The 15,738-nt window shown below is 73.8% G+C and carries 13 protein-coding genes and 1 pseudogene; 4 read left to right on the top strand and 10 right to left on the bottom strand.

Annotated features, from left to right (window positions below):
• Positions 1-25 precede the first annotated feature (25 nt).
• Positions 26-1,573 carry an ABC1 kinase family protein gene (locus ACZ42A_RS37635; RefSeq protein ID WP_468531870.1) on the top strand — a complete coding sequence of 516 codons (1,548 nt, stop codon included), beginning with the start codon at positions 26-28 and terminating at the stop codon, positions 1,571-1,573.
• Positions 1,574-1,622: 49 nt separating this feature from the next.
• Positions 1,623-2,474, top strand: a complete 852-nt coding sequence (locus ACZ42A_RS37630; protein ID WP_468531869.1) for an SAM-dependent methyltransferase — start codon at positions 1,623-1,625, stop codon at positions 2,472-2,474.
• A gap of 60 nt (positions 2,475-2,534) precedes the next feature.
• On the opposite strand, the gene ACZ42A_RS37625 is transcribed toward ACZ42A_RS37630, so the two are convergent.
• The 10 genes from ACZ42A_RS37625 to ACZ42A_RS37580 form a co-directional block, all read right to left on the bottom strand.
• On the bottom strand, positions 2,535-3,773 hold the full coding sequence (locus ACZ42A_RS37625; protein WP_468531868.1) for a wax ester/triacylglycerol synthase domain-containing protein: 1,239 nt from the start codon (positions 3,771-3,773) through the stop codon (positions 2,535-2,537).
• 72 nt (positions 3,774-3,845) lie between these two features.
• Complete coding sequence (locus ACZ42A_RS37620; RefSeq protein ID WP_468531867.1) at positions 3,846-5,168, bottom strand: NAD(P)/FAD-dependent oxidoreductase; 1,323 nt, start codon at positions 5,166-5,168, stop codon at positions 3,846-3,848.
• Complete coding sequence (locus ACZ42A_RS37615; protein ID WP_468531866.1) at positions 5,165-5,728, bottom strand: flavin reductase family protein; 564 nt, start codon at positions 5,726-5,728, stop codon at positions 5,165-5,167. Before ACZ42A_RS37615 ends, ACZ42A_RS37620 begins: the two co-directional genes overlap by 4 nt.
• Positions 5,697-6,275 carry a type II toxin-antitoxin system RatA family toxin gene (locus ACZ42A_RS37610; protein ID WP_468531865.1) on the bottom strand — a complete coding sequence of 193 codons (579 nt, stop codon included), beginning with the start codon at positions 6,273-6,275 and terminating at the stop codon, positions 5,697-5,699. Before ACZ42A_RS37610 ends, ACZ42A_RS37615 begins: the two co-directional genes overlap by 32 nt.
• Before the next feature lie 52 nt (positions 6,276-6,327).
• On the bottom strand, positions 6,328-7,599 hold the full coding sequence (locus tag ACZ42A_RS37605; RefSeq protein WP_468531864.1) for an aspartate aminotransferase family protein: 1,272 nt from the start codon (positions 7,597-7,599) through the stop codon (positions 6,328-6,330).
• Positions 7,596-8,723 carry an SDR family oxidoreductase gene (locus ACZ42A_RS37600; protein WP_468531863.1) on the bottom strand — a complete coding sequence of 376 codons (1,128 nt, stop codon included), beginning with the start codon at positions 8,721-8,723 and terminating at the stop codon, positions 7,596-7,598. Before ACZ42A_RS37600 ends, ACZ42A_RS37605 begins: the two co-directional genes overlap by 4 nt.
• Before the next feature lie 70 nt (positions 8,724-8,793).
• A complete protein-coding gene (locus ACZ42A_RS37595; protein WP_468531862.1) occupies positions 8,794-9,927 on the bottom strand; it encodes an acyl-CoA dehydrogenase in 1,134 nt (377 codons plus the stop codon).
• Between the two features lie 30 nt (positions 9,928-9,957).
• A complete protein-coding gene (locus ACZ42A_RS37590) occupies positions 9,958-10,920 on the bottom strand; it encodes a bifunctional lysylphosphatidylglycerol flippase/synthetase MprF (protein WP_468531861.1) in 963 nt (320 codons plus the stop codon).
• Complete coding sequence (locus ACZ42A_RS37585) at positions 10,904-11,398, bottom strand: hypothetical protein (protein ID WP_468531860.1); 495 nt, start codon at positions 11,396-11,398, stop codon at positions 10,904-10,906. Before ACZ42A_RS37585 ends, ACZ42A_RS37590 begins: the two co-directional genes overlap by 17 nt.
• 29 nt (positions 11,399-11,427) lie before the next feature.
• The gene (locus tag ACZ42A_RS37580) at positions 11,428-12,381 is read right to left on the bottom strand and encodes a DMT family transporter (RefSeq protein WP_468531859.1); all 954 of its coding nucleotides are present in this window, start codon (positions 12,379-12,381) and stop codon (positions 11,428-11,430) included.
• Positions 12,382-12,428: 47 nt separating this feature from the next.
• On the opposite strand from ACZ42A_RS37580, the gene pdxR reads away from it, so the two are divergent.
• Together pdxR and ACZ42A_RS37570 are read left to right on the top strand one after the other, a co-directional pair.
• Complete coding sequence (gene pdxR / locus ACZ42A_RS37575) at positions 12,429-13,874, top strand: MocR-like pyridoxine biosynthesis transcription factor PdxR (protein WP_468531858.1); 1,446 nt, start codon at positions 12,429-12,431, stop codon at positions 13,872-13,874.
• A 121-nt stretch (positions 13,875-13,995) separates the two neighbouring features.
• Positions 13,996-15,564: pseudogene (locus ACZ42A_RS37570) on the top strand (alkaline phosphatase D family protein); the annotation flags it as partial.
• Positions 15,565-15,738 lie beyond the last annotated feature (174 nt).

The raw sequence follows: 15,738 nt of genomic DNA, 5'->3' as shown, positions 1-15,738 counted from the left end.
TCCCGACCGAAAAGGATCACTCACGATGGCGTCTGTCGTAGGTGACCGCCTGCGTCTCGTGGTCAAGGTGCTGGGCAGTCTCGTCGCCGACGAGGTCGGTCAGGCCACCCGGCTGCGGCGGAGCGGCAAGCGGGACGACTGGTCCCCGGCGGAGGCGGCCGACGCCTCCGCCGGGGCCGAGCAGCGCCGCGCCAAGGCGGTGCGGCACGCGCTGGAGAGCCTCGGCCCGTTCTATGTGAAGCTCGGTCAGATGCTGTCCACACGGCCCGACATGGTGCCCCAGTCGATCCGCGACGAGCTGCAGAACCTGCACGACGAGGTCGACGTCCAGCCGTTCTCGGCGTTCGAACCGCAGCTGGCCCGCGATCTCGGGCCGGACTGGAAGCTGCGGTTCGACGACATCGACACCGTCGCCCCGCTCGGGGCGGCCTCCCTGGCGCAGGTGTACCGGGTGACGCTGCCCGGCGGCCGGCCGGCCGTGGTCAAGGTCCAGCGCCCCGGCATCCGGGAGGGCGTGCTCGCCGACATGGCCCTGATGCGCCGGGCGTCGAAGATCGTGGCGAAGGTCGCGCCCCGGTTCAACGAGGTCATCGACATCGAGGCGATGCTCAGCTCGGTCTTCGACGCGATGGAGCCGGAGCTGGACTTCACCGGCGAGGCCCGCAACATGGACGAGGCCCGGGAGAACATCCGGGCCTTCCGCACCCTCCAGGTGCCCAAGGTGCTGCACGCCAGCCCCCGGGTCCTGGTCCAGTCGCTGGCCCCCGGCACCTCGGTACGGCATCTGGACCGCGGCCACTTCACCGACGACGAGCGCATGGAGATCGGCCGGGATCTGCTGCGCTTCATGTACCACGGGTACTTCGTGCACCGGATGTTCCACGCCGACCCGCACGCGGGCAACGTCTTCGCGGAGCCCGGCGGTCAGGCGACGCTCATCGACTGGGGCATGGTGGGCCGCCTGGACCGGCGCACCAGCCTCCAGCTCCTGCCGCTGTTCATGACCCTGGCGCAGAACGACGGCCCGGGCCTCGCACACCACTGGGCGGAGATGGGCCGGCTGACGCCGTGGGCCAACATGCCCGCGTTCGCCGCCGACATGGCGGCGTTCGTGCCGAAGGTCTCCCATCTGTCGCTGGAGGACCTGAACTTCGGCGTCTCCCTCACCACCGTGCTGGCGAAGGCGACCAAGCGCGGCATCGGCTCCCCGCCGGCCGTCTCGCTGCTCGGCAAGTCGTTCGCCAACCTGGACGGCTCCGTGCGCTGCCTCGCCCCGGAGATCACTCTGCCCGAGGTCTTCCAGGGCGAGGTGCCGAAGATCCTGTTCGCGCTGGGCCGCGAGTTCCTGGGCCGTCATCAGTTCGCCCGCAACTCCATGGAGCTGCTGCTCGCCGCGGTCACCAGCCCCGAGCAGATGCGCGGGCTGCTCGGCGACCTCGCCAACCGGCGCTTCGCCCTGCATCTGCACGAGCCGCGCACCCCGGCCGCGCTGGGCGGGCAGCGGCCCACCCGCCCGTCCGGCGGTCTGCTGGCCCTGGGCGCGCTGGCCTATCTGCTGGGCCGCCGCCGCTGACTCGCCCTTGCCTCTCTCTTCGCCGATCGCACGCCTTACGGAGGTTTCCATGACGGACACCGCCCCCGCCGCCCAGGTGCACGGCCTGTCGCCGGTCGCACTGTGGACGGCGGCCGCGCACGCCGCCGAGCAGATCCGGCCCGCGCCCTACGTCCTCGATCCCTGGGCGGCCGACTTCCTGCACGCGGCCGGGTTCCGCGGCGGCCCGCCCGGCGACGGGCCGCTGCAGCGGCTGCTGCCCGACTGGGCGGTGGTGCGCTCCCGGTTCTTCGACGAGCAACTGCTGGCCGCGGCCCGGTCGGGCTGCCGCCAGGTGGTGCTGCTCGGCGCCGGGCTCGACACCCGCGCCTACCGGCTGGACTGGCCGACGGGTGTGCAGGTCTTCGAGGTCGAGGAGCCCGCCGTGCTGCGGTTCAAGGACCGGGTGCTGGACGACTCGCTCCCGTCCTGCGGGCGTCGCACCACGGTCGCCGCGGACCCGGCCGGCGGCGCGCTGCGCGAGTCCCTGCTCGCCGCGGGGCTCGATCCCCGGCGGCCCACCGTCTGGCTGGCCGAGACGCTGCTGTACCACCTCCAGCCGACGGCCGTGGAGTCCGTCGTCGGCACGATGACGGAGCTGTCCGCGCCCGGCAGCGCCTTCGCCGCGGAATGCGTCAACGCGCGGGAGGCGGGGTCGGCGTTCGTGGCACCGTTCCTGGACGCCTTGTCGGCCACCGGGATCCACTGGCACTGGCAGCTCTCCGAGCCGCGGGACTGGTGGGCGCGGCAGGGCTGGGAGGCGCAGGTGGCGGACCTGTTCACGCTGCCGTATGTGATCCAGCGGCTCTCGCCGTATCTGCCGCTGCTCACCGAGGCCGCCGCCAAGTGCGTGTTCCTGACCACCGGGTCGCTGCGCGGCTGACCACCCGACGTGGGGAGCCCCGGACCGCGGCGGTCCGGGGCTCCCAGCGTGTGCCGGACGTCAGCCCCGTTCCAGTTCCAGCAGGGAGGCGAGCCACAGGTCCGGGAGTTCGTCGGCGGTGGCCAGCGCCTCGTCGTGGACGACGGTGAAGCAGGTGGTGCCCCGCTGGCTGGTCAGCGTCGTCAGGCACCGGATGCCGGAGGCGAGGCCGGAGAAGACGACGGCGCGCCGCGAGGCGGTGCCCAGATGAACCAGCGGATCGCCGAAGTTGACGCTGCTCACCGGCCCCGCGACCGAGGCGCCGTTGACCAGCCGGGTGCCGACGCGCGCGCCCAGCTCCCGGGGCCCGGCGGCCAGCAGCAGCCGGAAGGCGTCCCGCCGCCGGCTGGTGCGCAGCCGGCGGGTGACGGCCATGACCCGGGCGAGGGCCCGCTGGGGTGACGGCTCGTCACAGGGCAGCAGCACGCGCGCGACGACCATGTGGTTGCCGGGGGCGCACTCCTCGCCGGGTCCGCGCAGCGACATCGGCACGGCCACCGGCAGCGGCGGATGGGCGGCGCCGGTGGCCTTCATGTGCCAGGTGTGCACGGCGTGGGCGTACGAGGCGAGAAAGATGTCGTTGACCGTGCCGCCGTACGCCCGCCCCAGGGCCCGCAGCCTGGCCAGCGGGGTCTCCGCGTGGGCCACGCCCAGCCGGCCGGTGACCGCACCGTCGAAGCCCGGCTTGGGCGTCGGGCGCAGGGAGGCCGCCACGTCGCCGAGGGCGCCGGTGAGGCCCCGCAGCGTCGGCCGGGCCGGGTGGTGGGGGGCCGGGCCGCCCACGGGGTGGTCGTCGAGGAGGGCGCGGGCGGTGTGCGCGGCGCCCACGCCGTCCTGGATGGCGTGGTCGTTGCGGTAGCAGAGGTGGTGGCGGCCGTCGGGGCCGTGGATCAGCCAGACGTCCCACGGCGGCCTGTCGCCGCCGGTCAGCGGCCGGCTCGCCATCAGCCGCCCGGCGCCCGACCCGTCGTCGTCCTCGGGCAGCCGGACCTCGTGCACATGCTGCTCCACCGCGATCCGGTCGGCCCGCCGGAACACCTTGCGGTCGCGGACGATGCCGTAGCGCAGCACCGGGATGCGGTGGGCCCGTTCGGCCACGCGCGCGCGGACGGCGTCCAGGGACGGCGCGCGGCCCGTGAAGTCGAACAGGAATCCGGCGGGCAGCGGTCGGCCGCCCATGACCCGGAGGTAGGCGGCGTCCGCGGCTCCCATGGCCAGGGTGACGGGCAGGCCGTCGGAGCCGAGGTGCGGTAGCAGCATGGAATCTCCCTGTCGGAATGGAATCTCCCTGTCGGAAACGAGCCGCCCTGCCGACAGGCGAAAGGGCCCGGTTCAGCAGGTGCGCCGGGTGACCCGGCCGAGCAGGTCCACGTAGGCCCGCAGCAGGGGGCGGGCGGGGCCGCGGGCGGGCAGCGGCGGGGCCGCCGAGCGGTGCCAGGGCAGCGGCTCGGCCGGGTCCGGATCGCCCAGCAGGGCGCCCGCGACGTACGCGCCGTGTGCGACGGACAGCGCCAGCCCGTGCCCGCAGCAGCCGCCGATGTACCAGACGTCCGGGGCGCCGCGGACCGGTCCGACCACGGGCAGGCCGTCGCCGGTCATGCCGATGCGACCGGACCAGCGGTGGGTGACCGGTACGTCGGCCAGCTCCGGGTGCAGCCGGCGCAGCCACCGGCCCAGCCAGTTCCAGGCCCGCTCGCGGTGATCCTGGAGGCGGGGCGCGGTGAGGCCGGCCGGGACGGTGACGGTGCCCCCGCCCGCGACCACGCCCCGGTCCGGGAGCAGCCGGAAGTACGGCGCCATCGGCAGCGCGTCCACCACGGCCCGCCCCGCGTGCCCGCCCAGCGTCCGGTACGCCGCGACGCTCAGCGGCGCGGTGGCGACGGCGTACACCTCGACCGGCAGCACCGTGCCGACCGGCAGATCCAGCTCCCGGGCGGCGGAGTTGACGGCGAGCACCGCCTGACCGGCGTAGAGCCGGCCGTGCGGGAAGACCAGTTCCGGCCCGACCAGGTCGCCTGGGCGCACCGTACGCAGCGGGCTGTCGCCGTAGAACCGCACGCCCTTGGCGGCGCAGGCGCGGGCCAGGGCACAGGTCAGCGCGGCCGGGTCCAGGGTGGCGGCGGTGCGGTGCAGCAGGCCGGCGGTGTACGGCACGCCGACCCGGGCGTGGATCTCCGCTCCGGACAGCACGGGGACGTCCAGGCCGAGGGCGCGGTAGGCCCGGGCCTGCCGGGCGAGGGAGGACAGCCCGGCGGAGGCGCGCGTCGCGATGATCTGCTCGCCGCGCCGCAGTCCGACAGACGCGTCGAGCCGCCCGCACAGGTCCAGGACCTGCTCCACCGCCCGCAGGCTCGCCAGGTGCATACGGCGGGCCTCGCGCGGCCCGAAGCGGCGGACCGCGCGGTCGACGGCCGGGCCGGCGCGCGGTCCGAGCAGTCCGGTGCCGCGCCCGCTGGCCCCGGCGGCCGGGTGTCCGGCGTCGACCACCGCGATGTCGAGGCCGGGCGCGCGTTCGGCGAGGTGGTAGGCGCAGGACAGCCCGGCGAGTCCGGCGCCGACCACGGCGACGTCCGCGGTGACCACGCCGTGCAGCGGGGGCTGCGGCGGCAGCTCCGCCGGTTGCCAGGCGGGGCTGCCGGCCGCGGGCCGGTTCATCCGGAGCCGTCCGGGGCGAGGTCGGCGAGGGACCGGAACCGGCGGTCGTGCCACAGCAGCGGGCGTCCGCCGCCCACGTGCACGGCCGCCGGCTGGCCGACGACCAGCTGGTGGTCGCCGTACCGGCGGACGTCGGTGAGCAGGCACACCGACCAGGCGAGCGCCCCGGCGATCACCGGGACGCCGAGGACCGGACGGGTGTCGGTGCCCGCGAACCGCTGGGCGGCGGTGGTGGTGGGGCCGGCGAACCGGATGGCCAGCTCGTGCTGGTCCTCGCGCAGCAGATGCACCGCGAACACCCCGTGGGCGCGGATCGCGGCCAGGGTGCGGGAGCCGTCGCGCAGACAGACCAGCAGGAGTGGCGGGCGGGCCGACAGGGAGGTCACCGCGGACACCGTCATGCCGAGCGGGCCGTCCGCGCCGCGGGCTGTCACGACGCTCACCCCGGCGGCCAGTTTGGCGTACAGGCCCAGGCAGCGGGCGGTGCCGGGGCCCGGCTCCTCGTGCAGTGGTTCCGTGCCGGCCGGCTCAGCGGCGAGCGGGGGCGACGGCGCGTTCATCGGTCACCTCCGAGCCGTTCACGCCCGAGCCGTTCGCAGTCGAGCCGTTCGGAGTCGAGGCGTGCGCGGCCGAGCCCTGCGCACTCGACGGGTCGGCGTCGACGGGGGTGTCGACGACCTTCGCGTCCACCAGGCCGACCACGATCTGGGCGATGTTGGTCCGCAGGGTGGACTCGGCGACCGGGTCGAGGATGTCGGCGAGGGTGGGGATGCCGAGGTCGAACGAGGCGGTGAAGGTGATGAGGGTGCCCTCGTCGTGCGGGGCGCAGCGCCAGCTGCCCTCGAAGGTCTGGAAGTCGCCGCTGAGCTGTTCGAAGGTGAGCGAGTCGGTCTCCGGCGAGAGCGTGTCGCGCTCCCTCCAGCGCATCAGGCCGCCGCGGAACAGCACGGTCCAGTCCGACACCAGCGAGCCGTCGGGCAGCGTGTCGACCTGCACGTCCTGGACCGTCTCGGTGAGTTCGGGGTATCTGCGGAAGTCGCTGATGCGCTCGTAGACGGCGTGCGGGGACAGCCCCTGGGCGATCGCGTGCAGGACCACATGGCGCATGGTTGGTTCGGTTCCTTCCGTCTCGTTGCCAACGGTTCCGGGCGGGCGGGGGTCACCCGGCCATGCGGGCCGCCACGGTGCGCAGGGCCTCCGCGAAGGTGGTGAAGAACTGTCCCAGCGCGGCCTCGTCGACCACCGCGGGCGGGGTCAGGCGCAGCACCCGGGTGGAGTTCAGCGAGTGGTTGACCAGGACGTCCCGGGTGATGAGCTCCAGCAGCAGCTCGCCGACCGCCTGTTCCGCGGCGAACTCGATGCCGATCAGCAGCCCCCGGCCGCGCACCTCGCGGACCAGGCCCTGGTGGAGCGCGCAGGCGGCCCGGACACCGGCCAGGACGCGCGGGCCGAGCGCGGCGGCCCGGGCCACGATGTCCTCGCGCTCCATCGTCTCGACGGTGGCGAGCGCGGCGGCGCAGGCGATCGGGGAGGCGCCGAAGGTGGAGGTGTGCAGATAGGGGTCGCTGCTGAAGGGGGCGTACGCCTCCTTGGTGGCGGCGATCGCGGCGACCGGTACGACGCCGCCGCTGAGCCCCTTGCCGACGAGCAGCACGTCCGGGCGTACCCCCTCGGCGTCCACGCCCCACCAGGTGCCCAGCCGGCCCATGCCGGTCTGGATCTCGTCGACGACGAGGAAGGCGCCATGGTCCCGGCACAGCGCGGCTACCCGGCTGAGATAGCCCGGCGGCGGGACGCGCACCCCGGCCTCGCCCTGCACCGGCTCGAGGATGACGCAGGCCCGGTCCCGGCGGTCGGCGAGGGCCCTTCGGAGGTCGTCGACGTCGCCGTACTCGACCTGGGTGACGTCCGGGACCAGTGGCTGGAAGGGGTCCTGGTAGAGGGGGTTGGCGGTGACGCTGAGGGCGCCCAGGGTCTTGCCGTGGAAGCCCTTGCGGGTGGTGATGACGGCGTTGCGGCCGTGCGCGCGGGCCAGCTTCAGGGCGGCTTCGGTGGCCTCCGCGCCGGAGTTGACGAAGTGGACGTAGTCGAGGCCGGGCGGGGTGTGCCGGGCCAGCGCCTGGGCGGCCCGCGCGGCGACCGGCTCCAGGAAGACCCGGCTGGCCAGCGGGTGGGTGTCGAGCTGCCGGTGCACCGCGGCGACGACGGCCGGGTGGCGGTGGCCGAGCAGGAAGACGCCGTAGCCGCCGAAGTCCAGGAAGCGGCGGCCGTCGTCGGTGTGGATCCAGGGGCCCTCGGAGGAGACCTCGGCCATGCCGCCCATGACCCGGCCCATGACGGCGCGGCCGGAGCCGATGTGGCGCAGGTAGAGGTCGACGACGTCGGTGCCGGTGCCGGTGGTCAGGGGTGGGGACGGTGGGGACATGGTCATGACGCCGCCTCCGTGGGGATCGTGGTCATCGGTCGTGTGCGGTGCTTGTTCAGCAGGTCGGACCGGCCCTCGGCCCAGCTCTCCAGGTTGCGGACGAGGGCCTCGCGGAGGTCGGCGTGGCGGGGCCGGACGCCGCAGTCCGGTTCGCCGAGCGAGGAGTCGAAGGGCAGCTCGCTCTGGAAGACCAGCAGCAGCTCGGCGTAGTGCTGGAAGCGCTGGCGCATCGAGCCGGGCAGCGTGGTGCCCTCCAGCATGGGCAGCAGCAGCCGGTGCACCGCCTCGACCGGGATCAGCCGCGGCCGGGCCGGCTCGGGCAGGCCGTACCGCACGGCGAACTCGGCGCAGACGTCGGCGATCTCGCGCAGCAGGATGGCGTCCTTGCCGGCGGTCAGCCAGTACTCGCCGTTGCCGACGCCGCCGCGGATCAGATCGCCGATCGCCCGGGTGACGTAGTCCTGCGGGACCATGTCGACGCGGGCCTCGGGGGCGCCTGGCAGCACCGGGACCTGGCCGAGGACCATGGAGCCGATCGTCTTGGTGAGCCCCTGCTGGCCGGCGATCCGCCCGGTGACGGAGTCGCCCATCACGACGGAGGGCCGGACGATGGCGCCGGGCAGGTCGGCGTCGCGCCACAGCTGTTCCGCCGCGGCCTTGGAGACCAGGTAGGCGGCGGCGCCCGGGAAGCGCTCCTCGTCCTCCGTGGTCGGGGTGTTCACCACGAACGCGGTGCTCACCAGGTACATCGGGGCGTCGGCGCGGGCGGCCAGGTCGAGCATGGTCTCGGTGCCGAGGGTGTTGGTGCGCACGATGTCCTCGGGCCGCCGGCGCCAGTTCGTCTCGGCGGCGGAGTGCAGCACCACGTCCACCTCCAGGGCGAGCTGGTGCCACTCCAGGGGGGTCAGGCCGAGGCGGGGCTCGGTCAGATCGCCCCTCAGCTCCCGTACCCGGGGGTCCCGCAACGGCTGGTTGCGGCGCAGGCAGAGCAGGTCGAAGTCGGTGTGCAGCTCGTCGATGAGGGCCCGCCCGAGGACGCCGGAGCCGCCGGTGAGCAGCACGGTCGGCCGGTCGCGGGGGGCGGGCCCGGGGGTCGGTGAGACGGCGGTTCGCAGGGTGTTGCGTGGCATGCGTGGTTCCCCCAACCGGTCTGGATGCCGTGGGACGTCGGAATGTGAGGGTCCGGGGACGGGATGCCGCTCAGGCGATCTCCAGCGGCCGGTCCGCCAGGTACGCGGCGAACGGGGCCGTCATCCGGGAGCGGGACGGCGGGTGCAGGGCCAGGCCGTTGGCGCAGGCCGCGAGGTGGCCGATCTCGTCGGACGTCATGAAGTTGAGTCCGCCGAGCAGTTCGACCGCGCGGGGCACGATACGGGCGAGGGCGTCCTGGACGCCGTAGCGCACGTACAGAGCCTGGGCGAGGGTGGCCTCGTCGAGGTCGCCGTCGTCCACCCGGCGGGCGACGCCCTCGACGGTGGCCATCGCGGCCTCGGTCTCGACGTACAGCCGCACCCGCTCGTGCTCGGGGATGCGGTCGTTGAGCAGCACCCGCTCCACCAGGGCGCTCGCCGCGCCGAGATAGCTGCCGGTCATCAGGACCTGGAACCAGACGAGACCGGCGGTCTGGAGTTCGTCGAGCTGCTGCCCGGCGGGGCTCGCGGTGCGCAGCAGCAGCTCGGGCGGGACGAGGACGTCGGTGAGGGTGACCTGTTCGCTCTCCGCGCCGGCCAGGAAGGTGCTGGACCAGAAGCCGCTGACGCTGAGGCCCTCGCTCTCGGCGGGCACCAGCGCCACGGCCAGTTCCTCGCCTTCCCCGTCCTCGCGGGGCACCAGGACGCTGGCGGTGAGCAGGTCCATGGAGCGGGCGAGGCTGCACGGGCGTTTGACGCCGTTGATGCGGACGCCCTCCTCGGTGACCGTGGCGGTCATCGAGGGCTCCAGGATGCCCGCGCCGCTGCGGCCCTCGGCGAACCCGGAGGCGATGATGCGGCCCGACGCGGCCACGCCCTCGATGAGCATCCACTCCAGGCCGTCGCCGAGGGCGCCGAGACCGACCAGGGTGGCCATCGAGAAGTGGTGCATGGTGGTCGCCACGGCGAGGGACGGCGAGCGGCTGCCGATGGCCCGCTGCACCCGCAGCGCGTCCAGCGCACCGGCCCCGCGGCCCCGGTGGGACTCGGGCACCAGCAGGCCGGGCCCCCCGCAGTCCCGGAACAGGCCGATGCCGGGGCTGCCCGGCCGCTCCAGCTCCATCAGCGGGATCTCCCGCAGGGCGGGGTCCAGGTCGGGCAGGAGCTTGGCCAGCGTGGTGCGTTCACGCTCGAGGAATCTCATGGACGTCCAGTCCCTCCAGGTCGGGTCGGGTCACACGGAGTTGGTGGCGCGCAGCAGCTGCCAGACGGCGCCCGGGCGGGGCTTGCCCTTGAAGGCGATGTACTCGGGGAGGACCGCGTGCGGGGCCCATTTCTCCTTGTATTCGAGCTGGGAGGCGGCCGGGTAGATCGCCTGGCCGTGGGTGGCGAGCCACCGGGCGAACCGGGCGAACCCGCTGCTGGCGCCGGGCACTTCGTGCTCCTCGGCGAGCGAGGTGAACGGGGTGAACCCGAAGTGCAGCCACTCGGCGCCCTCGGCGGTGAGGCGCTCGATGACGGTGGCGTTGAGCGCCTCCATCACGCCGGGCGGCGCGTCGGGCCGCCGCCGGCTGAGGTCGTGCAGCCAGCCGGGGCGGCTGCCGTAGACCGGCGAGTAGTTGATGTAGCCGACGATCTGGCCGTCGATGCGGCCGACGAACAGCCGGCGGTGGCGTTGCAGCGGCCCGGTCCGCTGCCCGACCAGGAACCTCAGCTCCTTGACGTGCCGGCCCTTGTCCCGCAGCCACTCCTGGTCGAGCCGGTCCAGCGCGGCACAGTCGTCGCCGGGCCCGGCCTCGGTGATCTCCAGGCCCGCCCGCCGGGCCCGGGAGATCTTGTTGCGCAGCCGGACGAACCGGGAGCCGCGCAGGGTGAACCGGGTCAGGTCGACGGCGTACGACGCTCCGAGCTGGTTGACGGTGAATCCGTGCCGCGCGTACAACTCGGCGTCCTCGCGCTGGAGCTGGACGGCGACCAGGCGGCGTCCCACGTGCGCGGCGAAGGCGTCGAGCAGCCGCTCCCGGTGCTCGGGCGCGGCGAACGGTCCGCCGAACTGGAGCACGTACCGCCCCGACCGGCGGTAGGCGCAGGCGCCCGCGCAGCCGTCGTCCCGGAAGAACTCGTTGCCGCTGTTGAGCGCGAGAAACGCGCTGGGGTTGTCACTGAACTCGGCGAGTGTGTCAAGCGCCGACTGCATGCGTGCCCTCCCTCGGCGTCCGGGAACCGCCGACGGGCGTGGCCGCGTACCGTCTCTCGAACTCCCGGTAGGCCGGATCGGTCTCCGGCTCGAAGGCGACACCGAAGGGCTTCAGCGAGTTCCCGAACAGCGCCCGGTCGCCCATGAGATGGATGGGCAGCGCGAGCAGCGCCCACTCCGGCTCGACGAACCAGGCCCACGCCCCGGCCAGGACCAGCGCCGTGACCAGGCTGTGCATCACGTTGTAGGCCACGTAGTAGCCGCGTGCGACGCGCCGGTCCGGACTGCGCCGGAAGGCGATCGCCCCGGGGACGTACCCGATGAGGTCGATCACCGCGAAGAAGGCCGCGAACACCCACCAGCGGATCTCCGAGAGATGCTGGTAGGCGAGCACGAGGGAAATGACCAGAAAGGCCAGCCATTCGAGTCGGGAAAACGCGAAGGTGGTCTTGGTCTCGAACCGGTTCTTGGCGTCCACGGTCGGCCTGCCCCCCTCACTGTGGTCTTTCACTCCTGATTACGCGCGAGCGGGCGCGACCCCTCGTGAACGTCGGGAACCTCGGGAACACGACGTGACTGCTGCCGCGAGGCCCGCTTGAGTGCTCCGGAGCCCAGGGCGACTCCCGCGCCGACCAGGGCGCTGCCCACGGCCTGGGCGGGGCCGTAGGAGCCGGTGCCGACGAGCGGGGCGGTGCAGGCGGCGGCGACGGGGATCAGACCGGAGAAGAGGGTGGCGCGCTCGGCGCCGATCCGCTGCATGCCCACGTACCAGCAGACGAAGCCGATGACGGTGACGATCGCCGCCTGCCACAGCAGGGCGGCGGTCTCGGTGGCGTCGGGACGGCGCAGCCAGGCGCTGCCGTCGAGCAGCAGTCCGGCCGCCGCGGACTCCAGCGCGGCGACCCCGCACACGGTGGCGGACAGCAGCCGCGGCCCCAGCGGGCGCAGCACGGGCACGGCGAGCACCGCGAAGCCGACCTCCCCGGCCAGCGCGCACACGGACCAGGCGAGACCGGCGCCGTCGGTGCGGCCCCAGCCCTGGACGGTGAAGGCGCCGACGGCCACCAGCGAGGCGCCGTACAGCACGGTGCGGCGGGGCCGCCGCCCCTCCATGAGCGGAACGACGACGGCCACCACGACGGGCGCGCAGCCCACGAAGACGCCCGGCACCGCGGGTTCGGCGGTGCGCTCCGCGGCCAGGATCGCCAGGTTGAAGCCGACCATGCCGACGGCCGCGAGCAGCGCGAGGCGTGTCCACTGGTGAGGGGCGAGAGCGCGCAGCCGGGTGGCGGCGCCGGGTCCCGCCAGGGGCAGGAGCAGCAGGCAGGCGAGGGCGTAGCGCAGGAACTGGCCGCCCGCGTACGGGTAGTCGCCGAGGACGCTGTTGGCGGTGAAGGATCCTCCGACGAGGACGCAGGCGAGCGCGGCGAGCAGGGAGCCGCGGGTGGTGGTGGCGTTCATGGGACCGACGCTAGGAAGCGCGGCGGTCCGGATTAAGGTCCACTTCCATGACGGTGTCCCGGACCAATTCGGCTGCTGCGCACGACGGGAACGGCGGCTCGGTCGCCTGGGAGGTGTTGTTGCCCGCCGCCTCCGCGCCGGCGCGGTCGCGGGGAAGGGCCCTGCAGGCGGCGCTCCGGGAGGCGGTGCGGACCGGGCGGCTGGTGCCGGGGACGCGGCTGCCGTCGAGCCGGGATCTCGCCGCCGACCTCAAGGTGTCGCGCGGGCTGGTCACGGAGGCGTACGAGCAGCTGACGGCGGAGGGGTATCTGCGCAGCGGCCGGGGCGCGGGGACCTGGGTGGGCGACGCCGTACGGGCCGCCCGGCCGCGGGTGCACGACCTCGCGCCGCGCTCCCCCGGCGCGCGCGCCGACTTCGTGCCCGGGACACCGGATCTGTCGCTGTTCCCGCGTGCGGCGTGGGCGGCGGCGCAGCGGCATGTGCTGGCCGAGCTGCCGCACCACGGCCTCGGCTATCCGGACCCGCGCGGCCTGCCCCGGCTGCGCACCGCCCTGGCCGAACTGCTGGCCCGCCGCCGGGGCGTGGTCGCGGACCCGGAGCGGATCGTGGTGGTCTCCGGGGTGACGCAGGCGACCTCCCTGCTCGGATTCGCCCTCCGCGCGCGCGGGATCCGCGAGGTCGGCGTCGAGGACCCGGGCAGCCCGCAGCACGACGACGTGTACGCCTCGGCCGACGTCACCACCGTGCCGCTGCCGCTGGACGACGACGGCCTCGCCCTCGGCCCGCTGCGCTCGTCGGGCGTCCGCGCGGTCGTGACGACCCCGGCGCACCAGTACCCGACCGGCATCGCGTACTCCGCGCGGCGCCGCGCCGAACTCCTGGACTGGGCACGGTCGGTGGACGGGATCGTCCTGGAGGACGACTACGACGGCGACTTCCGCTACGACCGCGCGCCCGTCGGCGCGCTCCAGGGCCTGGACCCGGAGCGGGTCGCCTACACGGGGTCGGTGAGCAAGTCCCTGGCGCCCGGACTGCGGCTCGGCTGGCTGCTGGTGCCCGAGTGGCTGGCCGAGGAGGTCGTCACCCGCAAGCGGACGATGGATCTCGGCCATCCCAGCGTCGACCAGGCGCTGTTCGCCCGCTTTCTGGAGCACGGCGACTACGACCGCCAGCTGCGCCGCTGCCAGCGCGCCTACCGGGAGCGGCGCGACGCGCTCGTCGCCGCCCTGGCCGAGCACTTCCCCGGCGCCGAGGTGTCCGGGATCGCGGCGGGGCTGCACGTCATCGCCACGCTGCCGGAGCGGTACGGCCCGCAGGAGAGCTTCCTCGCGCGCGTGGCCGCGGCGGGTGTCGCCGTACGTCCGCTGTCGGACTGCGCGCACGCGCGTACCCGTGAGGCGGAGGACCCGGCCGTGCGTCTGGTCCTGGGCTACGCGCATCTGTCCCCGGCGCGGATCCGGGAAGGCGTCCGGCTGATGGCCGACGCGGTGTGACCGGTGCGGCGGTTCCCCACCGCGTACGGTCAGTTGTTCACTTGTGGTTTCCGTGTGCGCTGCGGTGCACCAGTAGGTGTGGCTTCAACACCTTGGCCGGATCCCGCCTGGAGGCCCTTTCATGGCACTTCGTCCGCTTCCCGACCGCCGCACCGTGCTGCGCGGTTCGCTCGCCGCGTCCGCGGCCCTGACCCTGCCCGTCGGTCTCGGCGCGGCGCCCGCCCTTGCCCTGTCGGGGCGCCCGCGGGCGGGCTGGGGCGTGCAGACGGGCGATGTGACGACGGACTCCGGGCTGGTGTGGGTGCGCTCGGACCGGCCGGCCCGGATGATCGTCGAGACGTCCGCCACCGAGTCCTTCCGCAATCCGCGCAGATGGCACGGCCCCCTGCTGGGCGCGGACACCGACTTCACCGGCACCACCCGGCTGCGCGGCCTGCCGCCCGGCGAGCAGATCCACTACCGGGTGCTGCTGGCCGACCCGGACGACCCGCGCCGCACCGGCGAGCCGGTCACCGGCACCTTCCGCACGGCGTCCGTCCGGCGCCGCGACGGTGTGCGGTTCGTCTGGTCCGGCGACCTGGCCGGGCAGGGCTGGGGCATCAACCCGGACCTCGGCGGCTACCGCATCTACGACGCGATGGCCGCCCTGGACCCGGACTTCTTCATCTGCTCCGGTGACAACGTCTACGCCGACGGCCCGATCACCGGGACGGTGACCCTGCCCGACGGGCGGACCTGGCGGAACGTCACCACCGAGGAGAAGTCCAAGGTCGCCGAGACCCTGGCCGAGTTCCGCGGCAACTTCCGCTACAACCTGCTGGACGAGAACCTGCGCGCGTTCAACGCCCGGGTGCCCTCGATCATCCAGTGGGACGACCACGAGGTCACCAACAACTGGTACCCGGGCGAGATCCTCGCCGACAGCCGGTACACGGAGAAGAACGTCGACGTGCTCGCCGCGCGGGCCCGGCAGGCGTTCTCGGAGTACTTCCCGATCTCCACGCTGCGCCGCCCCGACGGCCGGGTCTACCGGGTGCAGCACCACGGCCCGCTGCTGGACGTCTTCGTGCTCGACATGCGGACCTACCGCAACGCGAACTCGCCCGGCCGGCAGACCGACGACGCGCAGGGCATCCTCGGCCGCGAGCAGCTGGAGTGGCTGAAGAAGGAGCTGTCCCGGTCGCGCGCGGTGTGGAAGGTGATCGCCTCCGACATGCCGCTCGGCCTGGTCGTGCCGGACACCGGGGACGGGAAGCCGAACATCGAGGCGGTCGCGCAGGGCGACCCGGGTGCCCCGCTCGGCCGTGAGCTGCAGATCGCCGAGCTGCTGCGGTTCGTCAAGCACCGCCGGATCACCGGCACGGTCTGGCTGACGGCCGACGTGCACTACACCTCGGCGCAGCACTACCAGCCGTCGCGGGCCGCGTTCACCGACTTCGAGCCGTTCTGGGAGTTCGTGTCCGGTCCGCTCAACGCGGGTGCCTTCCCGGCGAACGCGCTGGACGGCACCTTCGGGCCGGAGCGGGTCTTCCTGAAGGCGCCGACCCGGGCGAACGTCTCCCCCGCGGAGGGCTACCAGTTCTTCGGCGAGGTCGACATCGACGGCGACACCGCGGAACTGACGGTCCGGCTGCGCGAGCAGGACGGCACCGTGCTGTTCACCAAGGTGCTCCAGCCGGGGTCGTCGGGCAGTAGATCCCGTACCCTCTTGCCGTGTCGCGCACCGCCGTCATCCCGCGGTGCGCGGCATATCCGCTCAGCGGCCTCAGCGACTCAGCGACCTCAGCGGCAAAACGGACAGAAGGTCGCTTTACCCATCAGTCACACATCGTTCGTGATCACGCAACACCCTTCCTTCACAGTG

Source organism: Streptomyces sp. NPDC030838, from assembly GCF_055572035.1.
This window is presented reverse-complemented; position numbering and strand designations above follow the sequence as displayed.